The organism is Aeromonas sp. 25-248, from assembly GCF_053005425.1.
In genome coordinates, this window is record NZ_JBRKTB010000003.1 from 94,068 (window position 1) to 121,062 (window position 26,995).

General features: G+C 64.8%; 21 protein-coding genes. 15 read left to right on the forward strand and 6 right to left on the reverse strand.

What is annotated here, in order from left to right; genetic code table 11:
- Positions 1–12: 12 nt before the first annotated feature.
- The 10 genes from nrfB to ACVDHI_RS06890 all read left to right on the forward strand — a co-directional run bounded on the left by nrfB (position 13) and on the right by ACVDHI_RS06890 (position 10,745).
- The gene (gene nrfB / locus ACVDHI_RS06845; RefSeq protein WP_447211891.1) at positions 13–609 is read left to right on the forward strand and encodes a cytochrome c nitrite reductase pentaheme subunit; all 597 of its coding nucleotides are present in this window, start codon (positions 13–15) and stop codon (positions 607–609) included.
- Entirely contained in the window at positions 606–1,286 is a 681-nt protein-coding gene (locus ACVDHI_RS06850; protein ID WP_039041283.1) for a 4Fe-4S dicluster domain-containing protein, read from the forward strand. The genes nrfB and ACVDHI_RS06850 overlap by 4 nt, the downstream gene beginning before the upstream one ends.
- An 87-nt stretch (positions 1,287–1,373) precedes the next feature.
- Positions 1,374–2,327, forward strand: coding sequence for a cytochrome c nitrite reductase subunit NrfD (nrfD, locus tag ACVDHI_RS06855; RefSeq protein WP_042016589.1), 954 nt, complete (start codon positions 1,374–1,376; stop codon positions 2,325–2,327).
- Between the two features lie 173 nt (positions 2,328–2,500).
- Positions 2,501–4,462: a heme lyase NrfEFG subunit NrfE gene (gene nrfE / locus ACVDHI_RS06860; protein ID WP_447211892.1), complete on the forward strand. Its 1,962-nt coding sequence runs from the start codon at positions 2,501–2,503 to the stop codon at positions 4,460–4,462.
- Positions 4,459–5,058: a DsbE family thiol:disulfide interchange protein gene (locus ACVDHI_RS06865; RefSeq protein ID WP_324061874.1), complete on the forward strand. Its 600-nt coding sequence runs from the start codon at positions 4,459–4,461 to the stop codon at positions 5,056–5,058. The genes nrfE and ACVDHI_RS06865 overlap by 4 nt, the downstream gene beginning before the upstream one ends.
- Positions 5,055–6,245, forward strand: a complete 1,191-nt coding sequence (nrfF, locus tag ACVDHI_RS06870; protein WP_447211893.1) for a heme lyase NrfEFG subunit NrfF — start codon at positions 5,055–5,057, stop codon at positions 6,243–6,245. The genes ACVDHI_RS06865 and nrfF overlap by 4 nt, the downstream gene beginning before the upstream one ends.
- Before the next feature lie 350 nt (positions 6,246–6,595).
- The gene (locus ACVDHI_RS06875; RefSeq protein ID WP_447211894.1) at positions 6,596–7,516 is read left to right on the forward strand and encodes a serine hydrolase; all 921 of its coding nucleotides are present in this window, start codon (positions 6,596–6,598) and stop codon (positions 7,514–7,516) included.
- 161 nt (positions 7,517–7,677) lie between these two features.
- Entirely contained in the window at positions 7,678–7,818 is a 141-nt protein-coding gene (locus tag ACVDHI_RS06880) for a DUF2256 domain-containing protein (protein ID WP_080770115.1), read from the forward strand.
- Positions 7,818–9,338: a cryptochrome/photolyase family protein gene (locus tag ACVDHI_RS06885; RefSeq protein WP_447211895.1), complete on the forward strand. Its 1,521-nt coding sequence runs from the start codon at positions 7,818–7,820 to the stop codon at positions 9,336–9,338. Before ACVDHI_RS06880 ends, ACVDHI_RS06885 begins: the two co-directional genes overlap by 1 nt.
- Positions 9,339–9,491: 153 nt before the next feature.
- Complete coding sequence (locus ACVDHI_RS06890) at positions 9,492–10,745, forward strand: D-amino acid dehydrogenase (protein WP_447211896.1); 1,254 nt, start codon at positions 9,492–9,494, stop codon at positions 10,743–10,745.
- A gap of 54 nt (positions 10,746–10,799) precedes the next feature.
- On the opposite strand, the gene ACVDHI_RS06895 is transcribed toward ACVDHI_RS06890, so the two are convergent.
- Positions 10,800–11,498 (reverse strand): TetR/AcrR family transcriptional regulator, encoded by a 699-nt coding sequence (locus ACVDHI_RS06895; RefSeq protein ID WP_447211897.1) that lies wholly within the window; start codon positions 11,496–11,498, stop codon positions 10,800–10,802.
- A gap of 182 nt (positions 11,499–11,680) precedes the next feature.
- On the opposite strand from ACVDHI_RS06895, the gene ACVDHI_RS06900 reads away from it, so the two are divergent.
- Complete coding sequence (locus ACVDHI_RS06900; protein ID WP_447211898.1) at positions 11,681–13,612, forward strand: amidohydrolase; 1,932 nt, start codon at positions 11,681–11,683, stop codon at positions 13,610–13,612.
- Positions 13,613–13,642: 30 nt separating this feature from the next.
- Here the strand turns inward: ACVDHI_RS06900 and ACVDHI_RS06905 are convergent, their stop codons facing one another.
- Positions 13,643–14,776 (reverse strand): HPP family protein, encoded by a 1,134-nt coding sequence (locus ACVDHI_RS06905; RefSeq protein ID WP_447211899.1) that lies wholly within the window; start codon positions 14,774–14,776, stop codon positions 13,643–13,645.
- Positions 14,777–14,953: 177 nt separating this feature from the next.
- On the opposite strand from ACVDHI_RS06905, the gene ACVDHI_RS06910 reads away from it, so the two are divergent.
- The gene (locus tag ACVDHI_RS06910) at positions 14,954–16,066 is read left to right on the forward strand and encodes a glycosyltransferase family 9 protein (RefSeq protein WP_447211900.1); all 1,113 of its coding nucleotides are present in this window, start codon (positions 14,954–14,956) and stop codon (positions 16,064–16,066) included.
- Between the two features lie 93 nt (positions 16,067–16,159).
- Here ACVDHI_RS06910 and metE read toward each other — a convergent pair whose 3' ends face one another.
- A complete protein-coding gene (gene metE / locus ACVDHI_RS06915) occupies positions 16,160–18,424 on the reverse strand; it encodes a 5-methyltetrahydropteroyltriglutamate--homocysteine S-methyltransferase (protein ID WP_324018378.1) in 2,265 nt (754 codons plus the stop codon).
- A gap of 161 nt (positions 18,425–18,585) precedes the next feature.
- Here metE and ACVDHI_RS06920 point away from each other — a divergent pair, with 161 nt between their 5' ends.
- Positions 18,586–19,521: a LysR substrate-binding domain-containing protein gene (locus ACVDHI_RS06920; RefSeq protein WP_043156436.1), complete on the forward strand. Its 936-nt coding sequence runs from the start codon at positions 18,586–18,588 to the stop codon at positions 19,519–19,521.
- A 73-nt stretch (positions 19,522–19,594) separates the two neighbouring features.
- Here ACVDHI_RS06920 and ACVDHI_RS06925 read toward each other — a convergent pair whose 3' ends face one another.
- Both ACVDHI_RS06925 and ACVDHI_RS06930 read right to left on the reverse strand, forming a co-directional pair.
- The gene (locus tag ACVDHI_RS06925; protein WP_447211901.1) at positions 19,595–20,407 is read right to left on the reverse strand and encodes a siderophore ferric iron reductase; all 813 of its coding nucleotides are present in this window, start codon (positions 20,405–20,407) and stop codon (positions 19,595–19,597) included.
- Positions 20,408–20,445: 38 nt separating this feature from the next.
- Positions 20,446–22,590, reverse strand: a complete 2,145-nt coding sequence (locus tag ACVDHI_RS06930; RefSeq protein ID WP_447211902.1) for a TonB-dependent siderophore receptor — start codon at positions 22,588–22,590, stop codon at positions 20,446–20,448.
- 426 nt (positions 22,591–23,016) lie between these two features.
- Between ACVDHI_RS06930 and ACVDHI_RS06935 the strand changes: the two genes are divergently transcribed.
- Positions 23,017–24,540, forward strand: coding sequence for a diguanylate cyclase (locus ACVDHI_RS06935; protein ID WP_447211903.1), 1,524 nt, complete (start codon positions 23,017–23,019; stop codon positions 24,538–24,540).
- Positions 24,530–26,098: an EAL domain-containing protein gene (locus ACVDHI_RS06940; protein WP_202043579.1), complete on the forward strand. Its 1,569-nt coding sequence runs from the start codon at positions 24,530–24,532 to the stop codon at positions 26,096–26,098. Before ACVDHI_RS06935 ends, ACVDHI_RS06940 begins: the two co-directional genes overlap by 11 nt.
- Here the strand turns inward: ACVDHI_RS06940 and ACVDHI_RS06945 are convergent.
- Positions 26,095–26,994: a helix-turn-helix domain-containing protein gene (locus ACVDHI_RS06945; RefSeq protein ID WP_447211904.1), complete on the reverse strand. Its 900-nt coding sequence runs from the start codon at positions 26,992–26,994 to the stop codon at positions 26,095–26,097. The genes ACVDHI_RS06940 and ACVDHI_RS06945 overlap by 4 nt on opposite strands.
- Position 26,995 lies beyond the last annotated feature (1 nt).

The following is a 26,995-nucleotide window of genomic DNA, read 5'->3' on the forward strand; positions in this document are numbered from 1 at the left end:
TGGAGGCTTCCTATGGGTGATTTAACGATGGATTTCTTACGACTGATGCTGATGGCAGCCATGCTGCTCACCAGCCTGCAGGGCCAGGCCGCCGAGTCGGCAACGACGCCCGCCGCCACGCCGGCCATGCACGAGGTTGAGTTCCTGCGCAGCGCCGACAAGGCCTGTACCGACTGCCACAAGGAGCAGGTCGAAGGCATGCACGGCAAGCATGGCCAGGCGACCAACCCCAACAACCTGGCGCCGGTGACCTGCACCAACTGTCACGGTCAGCCCTCCCAGCAACACCGGGAAGGGGTCAAGGACGTGATGCGCTTTAGCGACAGCTTCAACCAGCCACAAGGCAAAGAGGGTTATCCCATCGCGGAGCAGAACAGCGTCTGCATGAGCTGCCACGAACCCAAGCCGCTGCGCGAGGCGCTCTGGGCCCACGACGTGCACGCCACCAAGCTCACCTGCACCAGCTGCCACCAGCTGCACCCGGCCAGGGAGCCCATGGTGGCGATTCCGGAGAAGTCCCGCATCAAGCTCTGCGTCGACTGCCACAGCAAGCAGCATCAAGCCAAGGCGGTCGGCCAGCAGGCCAGCGTGAGCAAGGAGGCACCATGAGCTGCTCTCGCCGTCACTTCATGGCGGGGATGAGCGCGGGGGCCCTCATCATGATGACAGGGCCGACTCGCTCCCTTGCCACCCCCCTCGCCCACAGCCAGACCATCGACGGGGTACGCTTTGGCATGCTCCACGACGAGACGGCCTGCATCGGCTGTACCGCCTGCATGGATGCCTGCCGGGAGGTGAATCAGGTGCCAGAGGGAGTCTCGCGCCTCGAGATCATCCGCTCCGGCCCCATCGGCACCTTCCCCGATGCCGAGTACCACTTCTTTCGCAAGTCCTGCCAGCACTGCGACAACGCCCCCTGCGTCCACGTCTGCCCCACCGGTGCCTCCCATATTCGCAAGGAGGATGGCATCGTCGACGTCAACCCGGATCTCTGCGTCGGCTGCATGTACTGTCTGGCCGCTTGCCCCTATCAGGTGCGCTTTATCAACCCTGTGACCAAGGTGGCCGACAAGTGCGACTTTTGCCGCAAGACCAACCTGGCGGCGGGCAAGGAGCCGGCGTGCGTGGAATCCTGCCCCACCAAGGCGCTGGTGTTCGGCAATCTGGATGACCCGGACAGCCCCATCGCCAAACGGCTGGTAAAGGAGACCACCTATCGCTACAAGCAGGCACTCGGCACCTCGCCCAAGATGTACCGCGTGCCCAAAGGGGAGATAAAGTCATGACCATGCAAGAGGCGTTTCACTTCCCTTCCCTCGTGTGGGGATTTGTCCGATCGCCATCTACCGCAGTAACAGAAGGAGGAATGGATCATGTTGCATGACGCATTTCACTTCCCTTCACTGGTCTGGGACTGGCCCATCGCCATCTATCTCTTTCTGCTCGGCATCTCCGCCGGGGCCACCACCCTCTCGGTGCTGCTGCGCCGCAAGGGGGCCGGCAGCGAGAGCGGCATCATCAAGGCGACCGCCATTCTGGCGCCGGTGAGCGTGGTGCTGGGGTTACTGATCCTCATCTTCCACCTGGCCCGCCCCTGGACCTTCTGGAAGCTGATGTTCCACTACCAGTTCGACTCCGTGATGTCGATGGGGGTCATGCTGTTCCAGGTCTACATGGCGGTGCTGTTCGCCTGGCTGGCGGTGGTGTTTCGGGCCGAGATCGAGACCTTGCGCCGTCACCTGCTGCAAGAGAAGTTCGCCTTTGTGGATGATCTCATCGCTTGGCTTGCCCGCATCGAGCGGCTGCTGGCGCCGCTCTTGCTGCTGCTTGCCGTGCTGCTCGGGGCCTACACCGGCTTTCTGCTGTCCGCGCTCAAGACCTATCCGCTCTTGAACAACCCGGTGCTGCCGGTGCTGTTCCTCATCTCCGGCGTCAGCTCCGGCATCGCCTCCACCATCTTGCTGGCGGTTACCCTGTTCAAGGAGAACCATCACAGCCAGGGGGTGAGCTTTGTGCACCGCTTCGAGCGGCCAGTGCTGGCGGTGGAGGTGTTGCTGCTGGTCTGCTTCTTTACCGGCCTCTACTTCGGTGGCGGCCAGAAGGAGGCAGCCATGTGGGCAGCCATCGGCAGCGGCTTCTGGGCTCAGGTGTTCTGGCTCGGGGTGGTGGGCATCGGCATGCTGCTGCCCCAGTTGCTGGCCCTGCTGGCCCCCGCGCCGCTGCGGGCCAAAAACGGCTATCTGGTACTGGTCTGCAGCCTGACCCTGGTGGGGATCCTGCTGCTGCGCTACTTCGTGCTCTACGCCGGTCAAATGACTGTCGTATAACGGTATGATCACCAGCGCCAGCCACCCTCGGGTGACTGGCGCTGGTTTGTTGCTGGCCCAATGAATTTCTGGTGATGCCACACCCGTTGCTTGGCAATGTTTTCCCCCAAAGGGAGACGACGCGGCGTGTGTGGCATGACATGAATGACATCAAAGATTGAAACGGAGGTTGTGTGCTGGCGGAGCTCGGCTATCTCTCACTGTTGCTGGCGACCGGGCTCGCCCTGCTGCAAGGGCTGCTGCCCTGGCTGGGATTGCGGCTCGCCTCACGCCCGCTGCTGGGCTGCGCAACACCGCTGGCCCTCCTGGTCGCGCTCCTGCTCGGGGCCGCCCTGCTGCTGCTCGCCAGCTGTTTTGGCCAGGATGACTTCACCCTGGTCTATGTGGCCCAGCACGCCAACAGCGCCCTGCCCCTTGGCTTCAAGCTGGCGGCCGTGTGGGGCGGCCACGAGGGCTCCATGCTGTTCTTCGTCTTTGCGCTGGGGCTGTGGGGCGCTTTGGTAGCTCTTTGCTCCAGGCGGGTCGATCCGCTGATCCGCACCCGGGTATTGGCCATCATGGGGCTGATCGTCGGGCTGTTCGGCCTCTATACCCTGATCTTCTCCAGCCCGTTTGACCGCCAGTTCCCGGGGCCGCTGGAGGGGCGCGATCTCAACCCCATGCTGCAAGACATCGGCCTCATCATTCACCCCCCCCTGCTCTATCTCGGTTACGTCGGCTTTGCGGTCAACTTCGCCTTCGCCATGGCGGCGCTGCACTCGGGTCGGCTCGATGGCGCCGTGGCCCACTGGAGCCGCCCCTGGGCGCTCGGCTCCTGGGTGTTTCTCACCGCCGGTATAGTGCTCGGCTCCTGGTGGGCCTATTACGAGCTCGGCTGGGGGGGCTGGTGGTTCTGGGATCCGGTGGAAAATGCCTCCCTCTTACCCTGGCTGCTAGGTACCGCCCTGCTGCACGCCCTGGTGGTGTGCGAGAAGCGCGGCGCTTACGGCCACGCCGTGCTGCTGCTCTCCATCTTCACCTTCGCCCTGAGCCTGCTCGGCACCTTCGTGGTGCGCTCCGGGGTGCTCACCTCGGTACACGCCTTTGCGGTGGACCCCAGCCGCGGCCTCACCCTCTTGTTGCTGCTCGGTTTGCTATTGACCTGCGCCCTCACCCTGTTTGCTCTGCGGGCGGACATTCGCGCTCCCTATGCCCGCTTTGGCTTGCTGTCAAAAGAGGGGCTGCTCGGCGCCACCATCCTGCTGCTTTGCGTGGCCTGCGCCAGCGTGCTGCTCGGCACCTTCTACCCCATGGTGTTCCAGTCGCTTCATCTGGGTTCGCTCTCGGTGGGCGCCCCCTATTTCAATACCATCTTCGTGCCGCTAGCCCTCTGCCTGATGACGCTGATGACCCAGCTGCCGCGCCTGCGCTGGCAGCATCTGGCTGCCCAGCGCCGCATCAAGGTGCTGCTCCCATGCCTGTTTGGCCTGCTGGGGGGCGCCTTGCTGAGCCTCGCCTATCCCGAGCCGCTGCGGGCAAGCTGGCTGGGGCTTGCGGCCAACGTGCTGAGCCTCTGGCTCATGGCCAGCCTGCTGCTCCCGCTCTTGCAACCGGTCGCCCTGCGCGAGCTCACCCTCAATCGGTTCGGCAGCCTGCTGGCCCACCTCGGGGTGGCGGTGTGCGCCCTCGGCATTGCGCAGGTGAGTCACCACAGTCAGGAGGGGGGAACCGTGCTCAGCGCAGACAAACCCTACCGACTCGGCGCCTACGAGTTTCGCTACGAGGGAAGCGAGCCGCTGCTCGGCCCCAACTACACCGCCGAGCGCATCACCCTCAGCGTGCACAAGGACGGTAAAGAGGTCGCCAGGCTCATCCCAGAGCGGCGCCACTACAGCGTGCGCACCATGAACATGAACGAGCCCGGCATTGCGTGGGGAATGCTCGGCGATCTCTACGTGGTGCTTGGCGAAAAGATGGGGCCCGGCGCCTATGCCATGCGGCTGCACCATAAGCCGCTGGTGCGCTGGATCTGGCTCGGTGGCCTGTTGATGATGGCGGGTGGCGCCCTGCGCCTGCTCGCCCGCCGGCCGCTGCTGGCTAACCATCCTGCGCCAGCTACCGCCCCCTGCCCTCGGCTTGAACAGGAGTCCTTATGAACGCCCGTCTGCGCCTGTTCGTGCCGCTCGTGCTCACCCTGGGGCTCGGTGCCCTGCTCTGGCTCGGCCTTGGCAACAACCCCTACAGCCAGGATGAGGCCGTCGCAGGGCGCACTCTGCCAGCCTGGCAGAGTGACGATCTGTTTGGTGGCGCCCCCATCCACACCGAGGCACTCAAGGGGGAACCCTTCGTGCTCAACGTCTGGGCCAGCTGGTGCCCCAACTGCCGCGCCGAGCATCCGCTGCTGGGTGAGCTGGCCAGCGCTGTGCCCCTCTATGGCCTCAACTACCGGGACAAGGTAGATGCCGCCCGCGCCTGGCTCATCGAGGCGGGCAACCCCTATCGCACCGTGCTGGCCGACCCTGACGGCAAGTTGGCACTGGAGCTCGGCGTCTACGGCACGCCGGAGACCTATCTCTTTGCCGGCGACGGCACCCTGCTGACCCGTCATACCGGCCTGCTCACCCGGGAAGTCTGGCAACGCCAGTTTGCCCCCCTGCTTGCAAAGGCCCGCGGCAACACCGCCAGCCAGCCCGAAGTGGAAAGAGAAGTGGAGAGAGAAGTAGAGAGACAAGTGCGGGAGAGCAAGCCATGAGCCGTCTCTGCTACGCCCTGATCGCGCCGCTCTTGCTGGCCTTGAGCCTCGGGGCCCTTGCCAGCGGGGTCGACACCTATGAGTTTCGCCACCCAGAGCGGCAGACCCGCGCTCAGGAGCTGGCCCGCGCCCTGCGCTGCCCCCAGTGCCAGAACCAGAACCTGGTGGAGTCCAACTCCCCCATCGCCCGGGATCTGCGGCTCGAGGTCTACCGCTGGGTGGACGAGGGGCAGTCTGATGAGCAGGTGATCGCCCGCATGACGGAGCGCTTCGGCGATTTCGTGCGCTACGATCCCCCCTTCAAAGCCAGCACGGCGCTGCTGTGGGGCGGCCCCGCCCTCTTGCTGTTGCTGGCGCTCCATCGCCTGCGCAGGAGCCTGCATCGCCGGCAACCGGCGCAGGTGCCGCTTGTCGGCGACAGAGCCGAGGGGGCGCACGCTCACGACCCCAGGGCCGAGCTGAACCGGCTGATCATGGCCGAGCAGCAGGCGGGGCTTGCCCCCCACAGCCGCCTCTACCGGGAGCTGGAGCTGGCCCGCCTCGCCAACGCCACCCCACCTGCCGAGCAGGCCCTGCGCAAGCGGCTGGCCAAGGACCGCACCGCCCGTCCGCTGCCCTGGCTGCGCTCCTGGATGCTGCTTGGGGGCCTGCTGCTGGCGCTGATGGCCGGTATTTATGCCGGCACCGGCCGCTATCAGGCGTGGCAGGCGTATCAGTCGCGCCCCGATCCGCTGGCGGGATTGAGCACGCGGGATCTGCAGGACAAGGAGCTGGGCGCCCTGCACCAGCGCCTGCAAGCCAACCCCACCGATCTCGACGGCTGGGCGGCGCTCGGCCAGCTCTATCTCTATCGGGACGAGTACGACAACGCCCTGCTCGCCTACCAGCGCCTCGCCCTGCAAGAAGGGGGCGCCAGCGCGGCGACCCAGGCCGCCCAGGCCACCGTGCTCTACTACCAGGCGGGCCAGCAGCTCACCCCGGAGGCGCAGCGCCTGTTGGGTAGCGCGCTCAAGCAGGACAAGGGTGAGGTGAGCGCCCTGATGCTGCTCGCCTCCGATCACTTCCTGCATGGTCGCTACAGCCAGGCCATTGCGCTGTGGCAGCAACTGCTCGATGAAGAGCGACCCCGTATCAACCGGACCGCGTTGATCCAGGCCATTCAGACCGCGCGGATGATGGGAGGATGAAGCGGGGCAAAACGGCGATAATGCAGCGGACCATCTTCCCTGCCGGGCACCGTTTTTATCGCCATGGTCGCCATTAACGACCCCTTCATCATCCCAAGGCGCCGAAAGGTGCGAAAGGAGTCGTCATCCCGCCCCTCGCCAGCATATAGTGCGCCCCCGTGGTGGCGTGTCTGGCATGGCCTGGCAGGCCTCTATGACTCCCTTTTGCGGGCCCAATAGCCCCGATGCGGGGGATTTCAAGGTGCGCTGGCCCATAAAATGGAAATATCCGGCCACCAGACGTTGTGAAGCGTCAATTACCGTCATATAACTTAGCCAAATGTCCCTGTGAGTCGTAGTAGAGTCAAAACATGAACCTTCGTCCTTTTCTTCCCTTGCTGCTCGGCGCCTTCCTCCTTCCCGCCAGCATGGAAAGCGCCCATGCCAACCCGTTTTCTGCGACCTCTTCTTCCACCAACAGCATGCTCGAACCCCGCAGCAACCTGCCGCTGAGATCCGATGCCTACGTGGTCGTCAACCCGAAAACCGGCGAGACACTGGCAGAGCGCAACGCCAACCGGGTGATGTCCATCGCCTCCATCACCAAGCTGATGACAGCGCTGGTGGTACTGGATGGCAATCAGCGCCTCAACGAGACCCTCACCGTCACCATGGATGACGTGGACAGACTCAAGGGCACGGGGTCGCGCCTCGCGGTGGGCTCTCGCCTGAGTCGCGCCGACATGCTGCACATCGCACTGATGTCCTCTGAAAACCGCGCCGCCTCCGCCTTGGGACGGCACTACCCGGGTGGCCGCAAAGCCTTTATCGAGGCAATGAATGCCAAGGCCCGCATGCTCGGCATGTGGAGCACCCATTTCGCCGACAGCACCGGGCTCAACCCCCGCAACGTCTCCACCGCACACGATCTCGCCAAACTGGCTGCCGCCGCATCCACCTACCCGCTGATCCGCCAGTACACCGCCTCCGAGCAGCGTCTGGTACGCAACGGCAAGCGCCAGCTGCACTACCTCAACTCCAACCGCCTGGTACGGGAAGGAAGCTGGCCCATTCTGGTCTCCAAGACCGGTTATATCCGCGAGGCGGGGCGCTGCCTGGTGATGGGAACCCGGGTCAACAACGAGCCCGTGGTCATGGTGCTGCTTCACGCCAACACCACGGATGAACGGGTCGCCGATGCCAGAAAGATCAAGAGCTGGCTGGAAACCTCGGGCCGCATGACCCTGACGGCGCAGTCCACTCCCCAGCCCAGGCTCTTCAGCAGCCAGTAACCGCAACGAGAACAAGGGCCCCCGAACCGGCAGGTGCGGGGGCCTTTTTCATGAGTGGCAATCACCGCCTGCTGCCTCTTTCTGCTCCCCCGGTGATCCCGACCGTATGGTGCTTCGTTAAGGAGGCAGAGAGAAACCAAGGGCATCAACAGGGCCACCACATGCACCTCAAACCCCATCTACCCGAGAAGATCTGTCCCGTCTGCCAGCGTCTTTTTGCCTGGCGGCGCAAGTGGGCCCGCTGCTGGCAGGAAGTGCGCTATTGCAGCGAACGCTGCCGTCGTCGAAAGGAGCACCCCTGATGGAGCTGCGCCTCATTCTCGGAGATCAACTGAACGCAGGTCATAGCTGGTTTCGCACGCCGGATCCCGCTGTCTGCTACCTGATGGCGGAGCTGCGCCAGGAGACGGACTACTGCCGCCACCATCGCCAGAAGGTGCTCGCCTTCTTTGCCGCCATGCGCGCCTTCGCCGCCGCCCTCACCAAGGCGGGCCACCGGGTCTGCTACCTGACTCTCGATGAGAGCGCCCCCTGGCCCGATTTGCCGAGCTTGCTGGCGGCCCAGCTCGAAGCGCATCAGGCCGAGCGCTTCGCCTGGCAGAGCCCGGACGAGTGGCGCCTTGCAAGCCAGCTGACCCAGTGGGCCTCAGGCCTTGCCATCCCGACCGCTGAGGTGGACAGCGAACATTTTCTCACCCCCCGCGATGGCTGGCGACGCTACCCCCACAGCCGGATGGAGTTCTTCTACCGCGCCCTGCGAAAGCAGTACCGTGTGTTGCTCGATGAGCGCGGCCAACCCCTTGGGGGGCGCTGGAACTTCGATGCCGAGAATCGCGCCAAATTGCCGGCGAGCCAACCCATCCCGGCGCCCCTCACCTTTGCCAACGAGGTGAGCGACATCGATGCCATGCTGACCCGCCACGGCGTCGCCACCATTGGCAGTGCCGATGCCGACGCCCTGCCCTGGCCCGTCACCCGGCGCCAGAGCCGCGCACTGCTTGAACACTTCCTTGCACACTGCCTGCCCCACTTCGGCCGCTATCAGGACGCCCTGAGCGAACGGGGCTGGAGCCTGTTCCACAGCCGCTTGTCGTTTTCCATGAACAGCAAGATGCTCCATCCCCTCGAGGTGATCCGCGCTGCGCAAGCTCACTGGCAGGCCAATCAGGCCACCATTTCCCTGGCGCAGGTGGAGGGGTTCATCCGCCAGATCCTCGGCTGGCGCGAGTTTGTCCGCGCCCTCTACTGGGAAAAGATGCCCGAGTATCAGCGCACCAACTTTCTCGGGGCCGAGCGACCCCTGCCCGGTTTTTTCTGGAATGGAGAAACCAGCATGGCCTGCGTGCGTCACGCCATTCGACAGTCTCTGGAGCACGCCTATGCCCACCATATCCAGCGGCTGATGGTGACCGGCAACTTCGCCCTGCTGGCGGGGATCCACCCTGACGAGGTGGATGCCTGGTATCTCGGCATCTATGTGGATGCCATCGAGTGGGTGGAGCTGCCCAACACCCGCGGCATGAGCCAGTTTGCCGATGGCGGTCTGATGGGCAGCAAGCCCTACGCCAGCAGCTGCGCCTATCTCGAGCGGATGGGCCACTACTGCAAGGGGTGTCACTATCAGGTGAAGGCCCGCAGCGGGCCGGACAGCTGCCCCTTCAACAGCCTCTATTGGCACTTTCTCTGGCGCAACCGGGACAAACTTGGCAACAACCCTCGCCTCGCCCTGCCCTATGCCAACTGGGATGGCCAAACCACAGAACAGCAGCAAGCCATCCTGACGACGGCAGAGCATCATCTGCTCCACCTGGAACGGCTCTGAATCGACCGGATTTCATGCCAGAAAATGAGCAAATTACAACATTGAGAGCCAGTTAACAAAATGTGAATAGCGATAACCACCAATGACATCGACACCAGTTGAATATCCTGTGGCGGCTGATTAAGGTGGAGGCCCCAGTCAAGGAGAGACAAGATGGACATAGTGGTACTCGGTGGTGGCGTGGTCGGTGTGACCAGCGCCTGGTATCTGGCCAAGGCCGGTCACAAGGTGACCCTGCTGGAGCGGCGTGACGGGGTGGCCCTTGAAACCAGCCATGCCAACGCGGGTCAGATCTCCCCGGGTTATGCTTCCCCCTGGGCTGCCCCCGGCATTCCCCTCAAGGCCGCCAAATGGCTGCTGCAAAGGCACGCCCCCTTCACGGTGCGGCCCACCTCGGACCCCTTCCAGCTGCGCTGGATGCTGAAGATGTTCGCCAACTGCACCCCGGCGGCCTATGCGGTCAACAAGGGGCGCATGGTACGGCTGGCCGAATACAGCCGCGACTGCATGAAGCAGTTGCGGGGCGAGCTCGCGCTCGACTACGAAGGGCGCCAGCTCGGCACCCTGCAACTGTTTCGCAGTCAGGCCCAGCTCGATGCCAGCCAGCGCGACATCGCCGTGCTCGAGGAGTACGGCGTCCCCTACCAGTCTCTGAATGCCGACGGCTGCGAGGAGGTCGAGCCCGCCCTGGCAAGGGTGCGTGGCAAGGTGGTGGGGGGCCTGCGCCTGCCGGGAGATGAAACCGGTGACTGTTTCCGCTTCACCCAGGCCCTGGCGGACGAGGCCCGCAAGCTCGGGGTGAGCTTCGTCTTCAACTGCGCCATCGACGAGGTCGAGATCGCGAAGGGACGCGCCGTGGCGGTCCGTGCCGGCGAGCAGCGCTTCCAGGCCGACGCTATCGTCTGTGCCCTCGGCAGTTATGGCACCGGCTTCCTGCGCCCCCTCGGAATTGAGCTCCCCGTCTACCCGGTCAAGGGGTACTCCCTCACCCTGCCGATGACGGATGCCGAGGGCGCCCCGCGCAGCACCGTGCTGGACGAGACCTACAAGGTCGCCATCACCCGCTTCGACGAACGGATCCGGGTGGGGGGCATGGCCGAACTCTCGGGCTTCAACCTGGCGCTCAACCCCAGACGCCACGATACCCTGGCCATGGTGGTGAGGGATCTCTTCCCCCAGGGGGGGGATCTGGAGCAGGCCACCTTCTGGACCGGGCTGCGCCCCATGACGCCGGACGGCACGCCCCTGGTGGGCCCAAGCCCCATCCCCGGGCTCTGGCTCAATACCGGCCACGGTACCCTGGGCTGGACCATGGCGGCAGGATCGGGCCAGTTGCTCAGCGATCTCATCTCGGGCAATACCCCGGATATCAGCGACGAAGGGCTCACCCTGGCCCGCTACGGCTAGCCCGCTGGGCGCAATGCCAGATGCAAGAGAGGGAGTGCCCGGCACTCCCTCTCTTTATTCGTCCCTCTTCGCCGGAACTGGGCCAGCCGGTGCCAGCCCCGGCATCGACTGCCAGACCCGGGCGGGGTCAGGCTCCTCAATGGCCGCCATCATCAGCTGCTCGCTCCAGCGTCTATGGAGTTGCCACAGCGCGCAGCCCGCCTTCCCCTGCCCCTTGGTGCACTGCTTGGCCACGTCCGCGGTCCGGTAGAAGTAGCGCACCAGGGTGGTGAGCTCGGGCTCGGGCCAGCGGCAGCCAAAGTGGCGCAGCCGCTCGGACCAGAACGCAATCTGGCGTCCCTCGTGCTCCTGCTCGACCCCGTGCAGGGCGGGGATGAGATCCATCGCCTGCCACAGCGCCCCATACCCGACGAAGCGTTCATCCAGTGCCTCCAGCGCCTCGTCCAGCAGCAGCAGGGTCTGCGGCCAGTCTACGGCCTGCTGCCTGATTGCCTCCTGCGCCTCGCACACCGCCGCCAGCCAGTCCAAGGCCAGCCGGCAGATGATGGCCTCCTTGTTGGGGTAGAGGTGGTAGAGCGACTTGATGCCCACCCCGGCGCGGGCGGCGATGGAGTTGGTGTTGAGGGCCGCAAACCCCTGCTCCTGCAACAGGGCCAGGGTGGCCTGCTCGATGCGGCTCGCCACCTCCTGGCTGCGCAGTTGCCTGGGTTGGCGCCGCATGCACAGCTCGGCCGGCAGCACGTGTTGTGACATTCTCTTCCCCCGATGCGGTGTCCCCCCCAAGGGGCGACTGGTTGTCATAACTACATGATGAGACAAGGTAAACACAAGTCAAAAAAAGTGCAGCAATCACTGGCATTTTTCAGAATAGCTGCAATAACCATAGGTGCTCATATCTGCAGTAAAAACTGCAATTAACCCAAGGAGAGCGCGCTATGGATAGCAAACACCCCAATCTCAGGCTGGGCGCCATCGCCCTGCTGCTAAGTGGCCTGCTCGGCTGCCAGCAGGACAGCAGTGAGCCACCGCCCGGCAACACCCTCTATCTCAACGGCAAAATCCACACCCAGGATGGGCAACGCAGCCAGGCCGAGGCCATGGTGGTGCAAGGGGGCAAGTTCACTTACGTGGGCTCCCGCGAGGGGGCCGAGGCCTTGAAGAACGGTGCGACCCAGGTGGTGGATCTGCAAGGGAGGATGGTGCTGCCGGGCCTGCACGACAACCACATCCACCTGCTCGGCACAGTTGCGCTTGATATGTGCGATCTGGACGGCCAGAGCGTCGACCTGGATCAGCTCGCGGCCAAGATCGGCGAATGCCTGCCCCGCTACGCCCCGGCCCCCGGGGACTGGCTGGTGGTCAACCAGTGGTCGCCCTATGACGGCAACACCCCGACCGCCACCCATGCCACCCTGCTGGCGGCCCTGGATGCGGCGGCGCCGAACAACCCCGTGATGCTGGCCGGGGTCGACGGCCATGCCGGCGGCTACAACTCCCAGGCGCTGGCGCTTGCACAGGACGAAGACGGCAATGTGGTCGGCTTCAATGCCACCACCCTGGCCCCGGGCGGCGTGTTCGAGGCCTTCATCCCCTATGTGGATCTGGTAACCGGCGTGATCCGGGACGCGGCCCGCAGCGCCATTGCGGTTCCCGACACCGGGGTGCTGAGCGCGGAGGGGGAACAGGCAGCGGCCCAGTATGACAAGATACTCCCCGCCATCTCCGAACTGATGGCGTCCCGCGGCATCACGGGGGTGCAGGATGCCTGCGCCAACGACTTCATCCGGGAGCGGCTGCGCAAGATGCAGGACCAGGATCTGCTGCACATGCGCGTCACCGCAGCCACCTGCTTCAACCAGGATGACTACAGCGGCAAGCTGGACATCGACGGGCACCTGGCCAAGGCGAACCAGGTACGCGACGCCTTCGCAGGCAACTCCCTCATCAAGGCCGATGCGGTCAAGATCTTCCTCGACGGCGTGCTGGAGGGGGATCCCTTCACCAGCCCCCCCTTCCTGCCCAATGCCGGCATGCTGGAGAACTACCACAGTCCCCATCTGGCCCTGGATCCCGCCAGCGACGAGGTGAGCATCACTGCGGACAGCGAGGATGCGGGCAGCAACGGCATAGTCAACTACAAGGAGGCGGATCTGACGCGCTACGTCACGGCACTGGATGGGGCCGGGTTTGGCATCCACATGCACAGCATCGGCGATCGCAGCACCCGGGTGGCCCTCAATGCCCTGGAGGCGGCCCGCGCCAGCAACGGGAACAGCGGCATCCCCCACACCCTGGCTCACCTGCAGGTGGTGCATCCGGACGATCAGAAACGCCTCGGCGAGCTTGGCCTCTACCTCACCTTCACCTATGCCTGGACCACGCCCCAGCTTGCCTACGACATGCTGGTCAGCCCCTTCATCCAGCCAACCAAGGCAGGGCAGTCCCTGAGCGAAGCCATCTACGACCCCATGGGCTATCTCCATGACGCCCTCTACCCGGTCGAGCGTTCGCGCCAGGCCGGCGCCGTGCTGGTGGCGGGCAGCGACGCCCCGGTGGACAGCCGGGACCCACGCCCGTTCGCGAACATGGCCGCCGGCATAGTGAAGGCGGCCGGCAGCGGCGACGACTTCCGGGCCAGTCAGCGCACCTCCCTTGCCGAGATGCTGTCCGCCTACACCATCAACGGCGCCAGGGCGGTCCGTCAGGGCGACATCACCGGCTCCATCGAGGCGGGCAAGTCGGCGGACTTCATCGTGCTGGACAGGGACCTGTTCGCCCTGGTCAAGGCCGGCACCCCGGAGCAGATCGCCGATGCTCGGGTCGAGCAGACGGTCTTCATGGGGCAGACCGTCTATCCCAGACCCTGAATGACACGGGCCCCGCAAGGGGCCCGTTTCTTATGGCTCATTCTTATGGCTCACAGGGGGCACCTCCTCCGCCAGCCCCGGCTGCAAAGCCAGGGTGAACAGGGCCGCCACCATGTCGGACTGGGTGATGATGCCCACCAGCTGTTCCCCTTCCACCACCGGCATGTGGTGCAACCCCCCGTCGGAGAAGGCCTCCACCAGGTCGTAGAGAGGCTGGTAGCGCCGCGCCGTCTGTACCTCCCGGGTCATCAGATCCGCCACCTGCTGCTGCTCAAGGGTCTCCTTCGCCCTCGGCTGGCGACCCGCCCGGTCGATCATCAGGTCGTGCAGGGTGATGATGCCGACCAGCCTCTCCCCCTCATCCACCACCGGCAGCGCCTTGATCTGGTGGTGGGAGAGCAGATGCCACGCTTCCATGGCGAGCGCCTGTGGCGTCGTCACGACGAGATCCCGCGACATCACATCCTGGCAACGCACCGTCCCCACTCGCCCCCGCAGGGCGTGAAGCTGGGCATCCTGTAGCAGCTCCTGCAGATCCTGGCGGCTGATGTCCAGCAGTTCCCCGTGTTTTTCCAGGGCAAAGTCGATGTCCTGGGTGGCGAGCCGGGCGCTCGGCTGGGGATCCGCCGTCTGGTGGCGATTGGGCGCCGCCTTGCCGCCATGGGGATAACGACGCCCCAGGGCGCGGTTGTAGAGCAAGCCCAGACTCAGCAGCAACAGGGAGTTGAGCAGCACCGGCAGCAGCACATAGCCGACCCCGAGCGCCCGGATCCCCTCGCCGCCGATGACGGCGGTCAGGGCCACGGCGCCGCCGGGCGGGTGCAGGCTGCGGGTGAGGAACATGGCGGCGATGGCCAGCATCACCGCCAGGGCCGAGGCGATAGCCATGTCCGGCACCAAACTCGCACTCAATACCCCCATCAGGGCCGACACCCCGTTGCCCACAAGGATGGACCAGGGCTGGGCCAGGGGGCTGGCGGGCGCTGCAAACAGCAGCACGGCGGAGGCCCCCATGGGGGCGATGAGCCAGTGCACCTCGAGCCCCAGCCCCCAGCGGCACAGCAAGGCGGTGCCGAGCAAGCCGATGAGGGCGCCAAGGGCGCCGTAACAACTCTCTTTGACGCTGGTATTGGTCGATACCGGCAAAAAATCCCTGAACTGCATGGTGCTCCCGCGGACGATAACATTTATTTCAAATGCGCAATTCTAGCCACTTTCCCCCGTCCCGCACCAGCACCCCGCTCCGCCATGGCCATCATCCGCACGCTTTTTCCCTTCTTAACATTGTCTTAAGAGTCCGCTGGCACCCTCTACACCATCCCAACACTGGAGCCCAACGGTATGACTCACCTCAACGATGCCCTGCGCCGCTTCGACGGCCAACGCCGGGTCTGGACGGCGGGACTGGAGCGAACCCTGCTCGGCTGGCTTGCCAGTCGCAGCGCATTGCCGCCCTCTTCGCAGGCACCCCGCCGGATCCTGGTCATTCGCAGCACCAACCGCATCGGCAACAACCTCTTCCTGCTGCCCTTCCTGCACCAGCTTCATCGCGCCCATCCCCACGCCGAGCTGGAGCTGGTGTGCAGCCCCACCACCCTGCTCCCCTTCCTGGCCGATCTGCCCCTGCGGCGCATTCATCAGATCCGGTTGCAGGGCAGACACCTGCCGGGCGCTCTCTCGGCACTCTCGCGTCTGCGCCGCCAGCACTACGACAGGGTCTACGTCCCCTTCGCCTCCAGTACGGATCACTTCATCGCCGCCTGGGTACAGGCCCGTGAGAAATGCGGCTTCGACGATGGCCATGGGGATCTCATCTTCCAGCGTCCGCGGGCTGCGGACAGTGAGTGCCACTACGCCCACCAGCCCCTGCAACTGCTCGGCATACCGGGCAATCCGGCCGAACCCATCCCCCTTGGCAGCCTGTTGCAGGGGCCAAGCCCGGCCTTGAGTGCGCTGCGACGAGCCCATCCTGGCCGTCCCCTGATCGGCTTTTTCACCGGTGCTCGCAAGGGCAAGGGGCTCTCCCTGCCCCAGTGGCAGCGGTTGCTTGGGGATCTGCGCCGTCACAGCCCGGATGCCCTGCTGATCCAGCTCGCGGATCCCGCCGCCCCCGAGCACCTGCTCGGGGACGTGCACGTTTCCCTTGGCAACATGGGGGAGCTGGCCCGCTTCACGGGCGGCCTCTCCCTCTTCGTCAGCGCCGACACCGGTCCCCTGCACCTGGCTGCCGCCAGCGGTGTGCCCTGTCTTGGCCTCTTTACCCAGACCGACCCCGTCCGCTACGGGTGCCTGGGCGCCCAGCACCTCAATCTGGTGATCGAGGATCGCAATGCCATCCCCCTCGACCAACAGTGGCTGACCGAGGCGCTCGCAAGCGCCCCTCACCCGGTGACGATGTCGGTTTCCCCCCCCCGCTACCAGCCCGCCCCCCGCCACGCCCTGATCCCCCTCTAGGGAGCGGCCATGCAAAAAAGAGGGAAGGCTGTCGCCTTCCCTCTCTCGTCTTGGTGACACTCACCGGGCGCTCGTCCGGGTGAATGGAAGCCCTCAGGCCAGCTCGGCGCGCAGCACCCGGGTTGCATCGACCATCACCTTCAGGGCAGCGGTGGTCTCTTCCCAGCCGCGGGTCTTGAGGCCGCAGTCCGGGTTCACCCAGAGCCGGTCTGCCGGGATTTGTTGCGCAGCCTTGCGGATGAGGTCTTCAATCCAGCCCTGGCTCGGTACGTTCGGCGAGTGGATGTCGTAGACGCCCGGACCGATCTCGTTGGGGTAGTTGAAGCGCTCGAACGCTTCGAGCAACTGCATCTGGCTGCGGCTGGTCTCGATGGTGATCACATCCGCGTCCAGTGCCGCCACCGCCTCGATGATGAGGTTGAAGTCGCTGTAACACATGTGGGTGTGGATCTGGGTGCTGTCCACCACCGGGCTTGCGCTCAGGCGGAAGGCGCGCACCGCCCAGTCCAGGTAAGCCTGGTGATCCTGCTTGCGCAGGGGCAGCCCTTCGCGGATCGCCGGCTCGTCGATCTGGATGATCTTGATGCCGGCGGCTTCCAGGTCAGCCACCTCGTCGCGAATGGCCAGGCCAATCTGCAGGGCGGACTGCTCGCGGCTCACGTCTTCCCGCGGGAAGGACCAGCAGAGAATGGTCACGGGGCCGGTCAGCATACCCTTCACCGGCTTGTCGGTCAGGCTCTGGGCAAACTTCGTCCACTCAAGGGTCATGGGGGTCGGACGGTCGATGTCACGGGTGATCACCGGCGGCTTGACGCAGCGGGAGCCATAGCTCTGTACCCAGCCAAAGCGGGTGATGGCAAAGCCGTCCAGCAGCTCCCCGAAATACTCCACCATGTCGTTGCGCTCCGCTTCACCGTGCACCAGCACGTCGAGCCCGATGGCCTCCTGGCGCTCGATGGCGTCCTTGATCTGGGCCTGGATGCCCGCCTCGTAGGCCTGGTCATCGATGCGCCCGGCACGCCAATCCTGGCGCAGCACCCGGATTTCAGAGGTCTGCGGGAAGGAGCCGATGGTGGTGGTGGGCAGGAGCGGCAGTTTCAGATCCGAGCGCTGCGCGTCGGCACGCACCGGGTAGGCGCTCTGGCGATCGAAGTCACTGTTGGTCAGGCTGGCGAGTCGTGACTGCACCGCTTTCTTGTGAACCCGGCTGTCGGACTCCCGATCCACGATGGGCTGGCTGTAAGCCTCAATTTTGTCCAGGGCGCCACCGTCCAGGTAGTCGGACAGCAGCCCCAGCTCATAGCACTTTTGCAGGGCGAAGGCGAACCAGCTGCGAGTCTGGGGATCCAGCTCGTGCTCCAGGGTCAAATCCACCGGGCTGTGCAGCAAGGAACAGGAGGAGGCCACCCAGAGGCGCTCGCCAAGCTTTTCTTTCAAGGCCTTGAGGGTCGGCGCCAGCTTGGCCAGGTTGGCACGCCAGACGTTGCGGCCGTTGATGACTCCCGCCGAGAGTACCCACTGGGCCGGCAGGTGCGGGACCAGGGTCTCGAGCTGCTCGGGGGCCGCCACCAGATCCAGGTGCAGGCCGTCCACCTTCAGACTGGTGATGATGTCCCGCTGATGGGCCACGGACCCGAAGTAGGTGGTGAGCAGCAGCTTGCAGGGGCCGCTCAGGCGCTCATATGCCTTGAGGTAGGCCAGGCGCCACTCGTCCGGCAGGTCCAGCGCCAGGGCCGGTTCGTCGATTTGTACCCACTCCACCCCCTGGGCCGCCAGTTTGGCCAGGATCTCCTGGTAGACGATCAGCAGGCGATCCAGCAGTTCGAGGCGGGAGAAGCCGCTCTCTTTCTCCTTGCCAAGCCAGAGGTAGGAGACGGGGCCCAGCAACACCGCCTTGACCGGCAGCCCCAGGGCCTTGGCCTCTTCCACCTCGTCAAAGAGCTGGCTCCAGCCCAGCTTGAAGCGCTGGTCACGGTAAAATTCCGGCACCAGGTAGTGGTAGTTGGTGTTGAACCACTTGGTCATCTCGGCAGCGGCCGCCGCCGGGCCGGTCGGCGCACGGCCACGGGCCACCCGGAACAGGGTGTCGAGGTCGGTGTCGCCGTGGCGGTGACGGGCAGGCACGGCGTCCACCAGCAGGCTGGTACCCAGCACCTGATCGTACCAGGCAAAATCCCCCACCGGCAGCAGGTTGACCCCGGCGGTACGCTGGGCCTGCCAGTGGCGCTCACGCAGGCTCTTGCCCACGGCGACCAGCTCGGCCTGGGTGGTTTCGCCACGCCAGTAGGATTCGAGGGCAAATTTCAGTTCGCGCTTGGCGCCGATACGGGGAAAGCCCAGGGTGTGTGCGAAGGTCATAGGTTCCATTCCTTATGCTCGTTTATCTGATGAGGATCTGGATTGTTTGGCCATCCAGATGTTTACACATCCAAAATGACAAGATAAGGTGACCTTGGCTATTGAATCCTCTTCAACTGGCTCTCAAGAATTTCTCAACTGACGCACAAAGGAGCAGTGCCATGGTCGCGCCCACCCCATCCAGCCCCCCTCAGAGCAGCAATCTGGGCATCGATCTCAAACACCTGAAGACCATCAGCGCCTTGGCCGAGCAAGGGTCCCTGGCCGGGGCCGCACTCACCCTCAACCTCACCCAGTCCGCCCTCTCCCACCAGCTCAAGGAGCTGGAGACCCGCCTCAATCTGGAGCTGTTTCTTCGAAAAAGCCGCCCTCTGGTGCTGACGGCGGCAGGCCAGCATCTGCTGGCCCTGGCCCGTCAGGTGCTGCCCGCCCTGGCCCAGACCGAGCGCCAGCTGGTCGCCCTGCACAGCGGCGAGGCGGGCAGGCTGCATCTGGCCCTCGATTGCCACAGCTGCATCCAGTGGCTGCTGCCGCTGTTGCCGGACTTTCGCCGCCAGTGGCCCGGCGTGGATCTGGAGGTGGAGTCGGTGCCGGGTTTCGATGCCATCAGTGCCCTGCTTGGCGGCCAGCTCGACCTGCTGCTCACCTCGGATGTGCAGGCCCGCGGGGATCTTCACTTCGAGCCGCTGTTCGCCTTCGATCTCACCCTGGTGATGGCGCCGGATCACCCCCTCTGCCAGCAGCGGCGCATCACACCGGACGATCTGCGGCCGGAGGTGCTGCTGGTCTATCCGGTGGAGCGGGCGCGCATGGACGTGTTCAGCCGTTTCCTGCAACCGGCCGGGGTGGAGCCCGCCCGCTGCAAACCGGTGGACAACACCTCTGTCATGCTGCAGATGGCCGCCGCCGGGCTCGGGCTCGCCGCCCTGCCCCGCTGGGCCAGCGAGGAGTTCGTGCGCCAGGGCCTGCTTGAGGCGCGCCCTCTCGGGGAGGGCATTCGCCGCCACATGTATGGCGCCGTGCGCGCCGCCGACAAAGATCAGGCCTGCCTGCAGAGCCTGTTCGAGCGCATCCGCACCCGGATGGCGGCCCAGTAAGCCGGACACAAAAAAGCCGCCAGGATCAGGCGGCTTTCATCACGGGTTGCCCGCGCAGACGAAGAGTCGGGCATCAGCACTCGTCACCCCTCGCCCCACCCTGCCTTCGCGGGCAGTTGCCACAAAGCTCCCCATCCCGGCGCTTGTAGTGCAGGCAGCAGCGCTGGCGCACATAGCCCGAGAAGGCTTCGTCCCGGGGCAGGCCCGCCTCGCGCCAGCCCGTCAGATGTGCCGACGGCAGGCCACAGGATTCAAGCCAGAGGGGGGCATGGGCCCTCACCTCCTCCCGACTCACCTCCCCGAAGAAATCGGGCACCCGCACCAGGGCCGCCAGCAGATCGTCCGCCAGGAGCGGGCGCACGAAACCGGGGCGCAGCCGCTGCGCCGTCCCAAGGAGGGTGAACAGCCCCTGCCAGTGCGCCTGGAGTCGCTCCCCGGCCGTCTTGATCAACACGCCGACCTCCCCTCTGATCATGGGCTCGGCCGGCAGGGTAAAGCCCGACACCACGCCGGCCTCATGCCCCTGTCCCAGCCTGTCGAGGGCAGGCACAGCCTGATGGCGGTAGACGGCCACCATGGCGAGATAGATGGACTGCCAGCAGAGCATGCCCCAGCTGCGGGTGAGCCAGTAGGCGGGCCCCGCCTCCGGGTGTGCCTGCTGCCAGTGAGCATGGAGGGCTGCGGCCACCTCGCCCGACGTCGCTCCGGTGGCATCCGTCAGTGGCGGGCGCGCATCACCGGCCGCCACCAGGTTCCCCTTGAGGGACGGGATCAGGCTGGCCGCCGCCGCGAACAGGGCCTGGTGCTCCGAGACGAGGGCGCGATCCGCGTCCGCTTTCTCCCGGCCAAGGCCGCGCGGCACACCGCGCGCCCTCTCCTCGCCCATTCGTTGAAATGGCCCCGGGCGCGTGCCGGGGCGCAAGGTCAGAATGCGTATTTGAGTCGCGCCTCCACGCTTCGCTCGGCCCCGAACCAGCAGTTGTTCTGGTCGTAGCAGGAGTAGTAGGTCTTGTTGAACAGGTTGCTGGCGCCAAGCGATACCCCCACCCCCTTCAGGCTTGCGCTGAGGGCGGCGAGATCGTAGGAGGCGGACATGTCCATCAGGAGGTAGTCCGGTACCTTGTCGGTATTGGCAGCATCCATCTCGGCCTCCCCCACGTAGCGCAGGCCGGCGCCCACTCGCATCCCCTCGAGGTTGCCGCCGGGGTAGTAGTTGCTCCACAGCGACGCCATCTGTCTGGGGACCCAGACCGGCGTCTTGCCCTGCAACGTGGTGGTGTCGCGCGTGATCTCCATGTCCATCAGGGTATAGTTGAGGGCCAGATCCAGCTGGCTGCTGAGATCGGCTCTCCCCTCAAGCTCGATGCCCCTGGAGACCGTCTCCCCGGTCTGCAGCTTGGGCCCGTAGACATTGTCCGGATCCGTCACCAGGGCGTTCTTCTTGGTGATGTGGAACGCCGACAGGGTCGCCGTCTTGCTCATGTCATCGGAGAGGAACTTGACCCCCCCTTCCCACTGATGGCCGGTCGCCGGTTTGAACGCCTGACCCTGCTTGTCCGCCCCCGGCACCGGCTCGAAACTCTCGGCATAGCTCGCATAGGGGGAGAAGCCGCCATCCAGCTCATAGAGGGCGCCGACACGGAAGGAGAGGTTGTCCTGGTCAATGTGGGCCAGGGACTGGCTGTCCTCCCCCTGATAGAGGGTCCGGCTGTCGGTGTCCATCCGGTAGCGGTCGTAGCGGGCGCCGCCGATGGCCACCAGCCGATCGAGGCGCACCTGATCCTGCAGATAGACGCCGGTCTGGGACTGACGGATCACCTTTTTATCCTGGTAGTTGAAAGTGAGTGCCTCTGGGACTATCTGGCTATGGTTCGGGTTGAAAATGTCGATGCTGGGCGCCGAGTAGTCGAGGGTATCCCGGTAGAGGACATGGGCATCCAGGTACTGGTAGTCGACCCCGAGCAGCAGGTTGTGCTGGGCAGAGCCCGTCTGTACCTTGCCCGCCAGCTGGTTGTCGATGACAACGCCGCGAGAGTCTTCATCGGTGAGATAGGCGTTGCGGGCCAGGGTGCGGTTGTCCGCCGCCAGGGCCGCGTTGTAGGTGTTGCGCTGATAGGCGGACGCATCCATGTAGCGGGCATTTTGCAGCACCTGCCAGCGCTCGTTGAAGTCGTGGCTCAGCTTGTAGCCCAGCAGGGTCACATCCCGGTTGTACTCGTTCCAGTTCTCGTCGCCAAGGAAGGTGTCGCTGCCAAGCTGCCCCAGGGGATTGGACTTGGCCGAGCCGCTGGCGGGCACAGTGGTGTAGATGCCGGCCTCGGGATCCTTCTGGTAGTAAAGGTTGAGGTTCAGCAGGGTGCGCTCGCCGAGCTGCCAGTCCAGGGACGGCGCAAAGACGTAGCGCTCCTCCTTCGAGGTCACCGCCTGGCCATCCTTCTCCCGGGCCAGTCCCACCAGCCGATAGGCAAGCTGCTCGTTGATGGCACCGGTGCTGTCGAGGGTCATCTCCTTGAGGGTGCCCGTGCCGGTCGCCACGCTCACGTTGTGCTTGCTCTCCCGCTGGGGGCGCTTGGCGATGAGGTTGACCATGCCGCCGGGGGGCATGCTGCCATAGAGCACCGATGTCGGCCCCTTGAACACCTCCAGCTGCTCGATGGCCACCGGATCTATCTGGGGTTGCAGGTTCCAGTCGTTGTACTGGAGCAGCAGGCCGTCATAGAAGTTCTGGTAGTTGTCAAAGCCACGGATGTTGAACAGATCCAGCCGGTTGACCGCCCCGCCCCGCAGCTCGGTGTTGACGCCGGGCACGTAGCGCAGCGCCTCGCTCACCGAACTGACACCGCGCAGCGACAGGGTCTCCCCATCCACCACCGAGATGGCCTGGGGCGTCTCGATGGGGTCGAGCCGGGTCTTGGTCGCGGTGTTGCGATAGGTCTGGCCGAGCACGGTCAGGGTCTCGTCGGCGGTGGCCGTATCCTGGCTGTCGGACGCGGCGGCCTGTACAGAGCCTGCAAGCAGGGTGGAGATGGTCACGGCGACCAGGGTCAAAGGGGGGTGAACAAGCTGCATCTGATCCTCGATTACTTACTGCATGTGAATAGTAACAAATATCATTTGCATTTTATTGTTCTATTTTGCCCCGATATTAACAATTTGGGGCATGTTGGCGGGGAAGCGGGAAAAGCGAGGGTGGCAGGCATGCCATCTCCTATCGGAGGCAACATGGCAACGTCGTCGAGGCTCTCTGAGAGGGTCCATCATGGCCGCCTGATGAAGGTCACCGCCTTCACTTTCACAGCCAATCGGCAAGTAACCATCACATATTCAGAACATGGCGGCATTTTCACCCCCATATTCACACTCATCAGACAAGTATGGTCGCGTTCTCCCTCCCCTTGTTGATCCTGGTCAATCGCTATTGATAAAGGAGGCGATAGCATGCCCACCCTTTTATCAGCCCTGATTGAGACAATACCAAGCCATCAGCACACGCCTATGAATGAGACCGCCCACCAAAACCTGCACTGCGATACCCAGCTCAACTTCACCTTCGGAGTCATCATCCTGACCCTGCTTATCGCCCTGATGGCCGTCAGTGTCAGCATCCGGACCTCTGCCGAGCGCAAGTACCACAAGGTGGCGGCCATGTTCGTGCACAACATGGCGACCCAGTCCATCGAGCCACAGTTCAAGTCACTGGAGCATGTCCTCAACGAAACGGGCAGTGTCATCGATGAATCAGGCCTGGATGCCTTCCTCAATGAGGGCAACACGCCCCTTGGCCTCTCCCTGATGCAAACGTTGGCGCTCACCCCCTATGTGAAGAGCATCCTGCTCGCCGATCCGCAGGGGCGGTTCAACGCCATCCCCCATCTGCCGGTCGGGGAGCACGTTGATGCCAGGGAGCGCCCCTGGTTTCTCGCGGCCGCCGTGCGAACCCTCTTCGTGCACTACACCGACCACTACACCAGCAAGTTCGATGACAAGAGCCGCAGCGTCTCCGTCTCCCGCCCCCTGCTCGACAAGGAGGGGTTCTTCCTCGGCACCCTGGCCATGAACGTGGATCTCGAGCAGATGAGCTATCCCCTGCGTCAGCTCATGAGCCCTCTCAAGGGGGAGTTCTACCTGGTCGATCGGGCGGGCGACATCCTGCTGCATTCGGATGTGGGGAACCTGTTTCGCCATCGCGTGGACCGCCGGCTCATCGAGCAGATGACCAACGGCGCCGACCACCTCTTCGATGCAAAGCGCCAGACCCACCTCTACTACTACTCCTTCTCCAACCCGGACTGGTTCGTCATCTATGCCGTCAGCGATGCCAGGTTCAAGGAGGTGAGCAGCAGCGAGTCCCACCAGCTCCAGATCACCCTGGTGGGCTGCATGCTGATCTGCCTGCTCTGCTGGTGGTCCTTGCGTCATGTGCTCAGCAAGATGATTTTCGAGATCATCGCCCTGATGCGCACCGGACGCATCCACGCGGGCAAACCGGGGGATCAGTTGCGCCAGGAGATCCAGAGCGGCCATCGCCAGATGCTGGAAGCCGTGGAGGCGTCCAACACGGATGCCCTGACGGGTCTGTTCAATCGCCGCTGCTTTGACAAGGCACTCGACGACCAGCTGATCGCCGGCCGCCCTTTCTGCCTGGGGTTGATCGATCTGGACAACTTCAAATCCATCAATGACACCCACGGCCACCCGGTCGGTGACGAGGTCCTGCGGGCGGTGGCCCGGGAAGGGCGGCAGATTGCAGGCCAGGAGGCCACCCTCTACCGCTACGGCGGCGAGGAGCTGGCCATCATCATTCCCGGGGATGACAGCACCAGAGCACTGACGATGCTCGAGCAGTGGCGCACCCAGGTGGCACAGCGACCATGGCGCGAACCGGACCTGGTGGTGACCTTCTCTGCCGGGCTGGGACTGTGGCGACAGGAGTCCACCGAGCAACTGCTGACGCGGGTCGATCAGGCGCTCTATCAGGCCAAGGATGCCGGCAAGAATCGGGTGCACCATGCCGACTGATCCCCTGGCACAGCGTCTGCGTCTGGCCATCGTGCTCGGGCTCCTCTTGCTGGTCGGCCTCACCGCCCTCAACCTCCTGCAGGCGGCCAGCGGCCTTCGCAAGGACAACGCGCGCAGCCTGAACCATGCCCGGGCCATGATAGAGAGCGCCATCAACGACAGTCAGTCCCTGGTCGAGGCCGCCCGCCCCCTCGCCATGGGCCGCTGTCAGGATGAGCAACTGGCCCTGCGCGACCTCATCACCGCCTCCCCTTATGCGCGGGCACTCTATGTGCTGGAGGGGCAGCAACTGCGCTGTACCACCCTGCACAGGCCCATCCTCACCCGGGATATTCCTCGCGGCCCGGCGGGCAACCAGACGCTGATCCTCGCCAGACACAGCCCCATCACCGGGCAGACCGCCATCCTCTACCGTCAGCCATCCGGCGATCGCACCCTGCTGGTGGAGCTGGACGGCTTCCACATCTTCGGCGCCTTGCAGGCCGTGATGGGAGAGGATAACCTCTTCTTCCTCCTCGGGGACCAGGCCCTCGATGGCCATGGCAGGACCCTGCCCGCAGCCCGCCTGCTGGAAGGGGGACAACGTCTGCAACAGAGCGATCCCACCGCTCATCCCTATCGCCTGGTGGCGCTCAACGGTTACAAGGAAGTGCTGGCGTTTGCCTGGGCGTACAACCAGGAGAACCTGCTTGCCGCCCCTGTGCTGGCGCTGTTGCTGGGGCTGCTCACCTTCTATCTGAGGGGGCGCAGCGGCTCCCCTCGCAGCGAGCTTGCCAGAGCCATGGCGGCCCGGGAGTTCATCCCCCACCTGCAACCCGTGATGGACAGGCAGGGGCGCCTGCGCGGTTGTGAAGTGCTGATGCGCTGGCGTCATCCCACACAAGGGATGATTGCCCCCAACCACTTCATCCCCCTCGCGGAGGAGTGCGGCTACATAGTGCCGATGACTCGCCAGTTGATGGCCCAGACCCGGGATTATCTGGTCGGGGTGGCCGACAGGCTGCCCCCCGGCTTTCACATCGCCGTCAATGTCTGCGCCCAGCACTTCAAAAACCAGGACATCGTCGCCGAGTGCCGCGACTTTCTTCGCGCTTTCCCGGGCCAGGATCTGCGCCTGGTGCTCGAGGTGACGGAGCGGGAGATGGTGGATGCGGACGAGCAGACCTGCGCCATCTTCGATGCCCTGGACGAGCTGGGCGTGCTCATCGCCATCGATGACTTTGGCACCGGCCACTCCAGCCTCTGCTATCTGCAGATGTTCCATGTGGACATCATCAAAATCGATCGCAGCTTTATCAAGGGAATGAAAGAGGAAGGCCCCTCCCGCCATATCGTCGAAAACATCCTGGATCTCGCCCATCGCATGGGGCTGGCTCTGGTCGCCGAGGGGGTGGAGACCCAGGAGCAGGTCGAGATGGCACGCCACTATGGCATCGACTACCTGCAGGGCTTCTACTTCGCCAAGCCGCTGCCACCGGCCCAGTTCACTGATCTCCTGGCCAGCGCCACACGCCCGGAGCCATCCCGGCGCCATGCCGGGATGAGCCTCCTTCCCTAACGGGGGGCGACGGGCAGCCAGTACTCCATGGTGGCGTCGGGCTGCTGGCCGTCAAAGCCGGGGGCATAGCGCTCCAGTTCGAAACCGTCCAGCCCCCGGTATGCCGACTCCGGCAGCCAGTGCAGGATGAACCAGTGCAGGCTCTCCCCCAGCTGGGCAATGGGTCCTTTGTGGGTGAGCACGGCATACTCCTGAGCCGGCACGTTGAGACTCGACAGGCCGGGGGGCGTAGGCGCCGTCGTGGCCACTCCGGCCCAGTAAGGCAGCAGCTCCCCTGCCCCCGACACATCCACCACCCCCAGCCATTCCCTCGACAGGTCCAGCGCCCCCGTCGCGCGCAGCGCTCGCCAGATGGCGGGCACCGTCTGCTGAAAATCCGGTGAGGCATCGAACAACCCCCGGATCGTGCCCCTGACTCCCTGCAAGGTGAACACCGGCAGGCTCTCTATGCGCACCTGCACCAGGTTGGGAGAGGCAGAGCGGGGGACCGCCGCCCGCACCAGGGGCGTGCGCAGCCCCAGCCGCAGGCCCCGCTTGCGATACGCCAGCGGCGAGCAGCCAAATTGCTGCTTGAAGGCGCGGCTGAAACTCACTTCGGAGCCAAACCCGTGATCCAGCGCCACATCCAGCACCCGCAGCCGGGTGGAGAGCAGCGCCTCCGCCGCCATGCTCAGCTTCAGCTCGCGCACATAGTGAGCCACCGTCTGACCCGTCTCATGCAGGAATACCCGTTGCAACTGCCAGCGGGACCAGCAGCTCTGCCGTGCCAACGCCTCCAGGGAGAGCGGCTGATCCAGATTGGCATGGATGTAGTCGAGCACTCGCTCGATGCGGGTGAGGTGGGCGCGCGCCTCGGGTGCCGGCTCACGGAGTGGGTGGGGAGAAGTCGGTGTCATG

Excerpts from the sequence above, each read along its gene's own strand:
- nrfB (WP_447211891.1), top strand. The coding sequence starts at position 13 with ATGGGTGATTTAACGATGGATTTCTTACGACTGATGCTGATGGCAGCC.
- ACVDHI_RS06850 (WP_039041283.1), top strand. The coding sequence starts at position 606 with ATGAGCTGCTCTCGCCGTCACTTCATGGCGGGGATGAGCGCGGGGGCC.
- nrfD (WP_042016589.1), top strand. The coding sequence starts at position 1,374 with ATGTTGCATGACGCATTTCACTTCCCTTCACTGGTCTGGGACTGGCCC.
- ACVDHI_RS06865 (WP_324061874.1), top strand. The coding sequence starts at position 4,459 with ATGAACGCCCGTCTGCGCCTGTTCGTGCCGCTCGTGCTCACCCTGGGG.
- nrfF (WP_447211893.1), top strand. The coding sequence starts at position 5,055 with ATGAGCCGTCTCTGCTACGCCCTGATCGCGCCGCTCTTGCTGGCCTTG.
- ACVDHI_RS06875 (WP_447211894.1), top strand. The coding sequence starts at position 6,596 with ATGAACCTTCGTCCTTTTCTTCCCTTGCTGCTCGGCGCCTTCCTCCTT.
- ACVDHI_RS06880 (WP_080770115.1), top strand. The coding sequence starts at position 7,678 with ATGCACCTCAAACCCCATCTACCCGAGAAGATCTGTCCCGTCTGCCAG.
- ACVDHI_RS06885 (WP_447211895.1), top strand. The coding sequence starts at position 7,818 with ATGGAGCTGCGCCTCATTCTCGGAGATCAACTGAACGCAGGTCATAGC.
- ACVDHI_RS06890 (WP_447211896.1), top strand. The coding sequence starts at position 9,492 with ATGGACATAGTGGTACTCGGTGGTGGCGTGGTCGGTGTGACCAGCGCC.
- ACVDHI_RS06895 (WP_447211897.1), bottom strand. The coding sequence starts at position 11,498 with ATGTCACAACACGTGCTGCCGGCCGAGCTGTGCATGCGGCGCCAACCC.
- ACVDHI_RS06900 (WP_447211898.1), top strand. The coding sequence starts at position 11,681 with ATGGATAGCAAACACCCCAATCTCAGGCTGGGCGCCATCGCCCTGCTG.
- ACVDHI_RS06905 (WP_447211899.1), bottom strand. The coding sequence starts at position 14,776 with ATGCAGTTCAGGGATTTTTTGCCGGTATCGACCAATACCAGCGTCAAA.
- ACVDHI_RS06910 (WP_447211900.1), top strand. The coding sequence starts at position 14,954 with ATGACTCACCTCAACGATGCCCTGCGCCGCTTCGACGGCCAACGCCGG.
- metE (WP_324018378.1), bottom strand. The coding sequence starts at position 18,424 with ATGACCTTCGCACACACCCTGGGCTTTCCCCGTATCGGCGCCAAGCGC.
- ACVDHI_RS06920 (WP_043156436.1), top strand. The coding sequence starts at position 18,586 with ATGGTCGCGCCCACCCCATCCAGCCCCCCTCAGAGCAGCAATCTGGGC.
- ACVDHI_RS06925 (WP_447211901.1), bottom strand. The coding sequence starts at position 20,407 with ATGGGCGAGGAGAGGGCGCGCGGTGTGCCGCGCGGCCTTGGCCGGGAG.
- ACVDHI_RS06930 (WP_447211902.1), bottom strand. The coding sequence starts at position 22,590 with ATGCAGCTTGTTCACCCCCCTTTGACCCTGGTCGCCGTGACCATCTCC.
- ACVDHI_RS06935 (WP_447211903.1), top strand. The coding sequence starts at position 23,017 with ATGAATGAGACCGCCCACCAAAACCTGCACTGCGATACCCAGCTCAAC.
- ACVDHI_RS06940 (WP_202043579.1), top strand. The coding sequence starts at position 24,530 with ATGCCGACTGATCCCCTGGCACAGCGTCTGCGTCTGGCCATCGTGCTC.
- ACVDHI_RS06945 (WP_447211904.1), bottom strand. The coding sequence starts at position 26,994 with ATGACACCGACTTCTCCCCACCCACTCCGTGAGCCGGCACCCGAGGCG.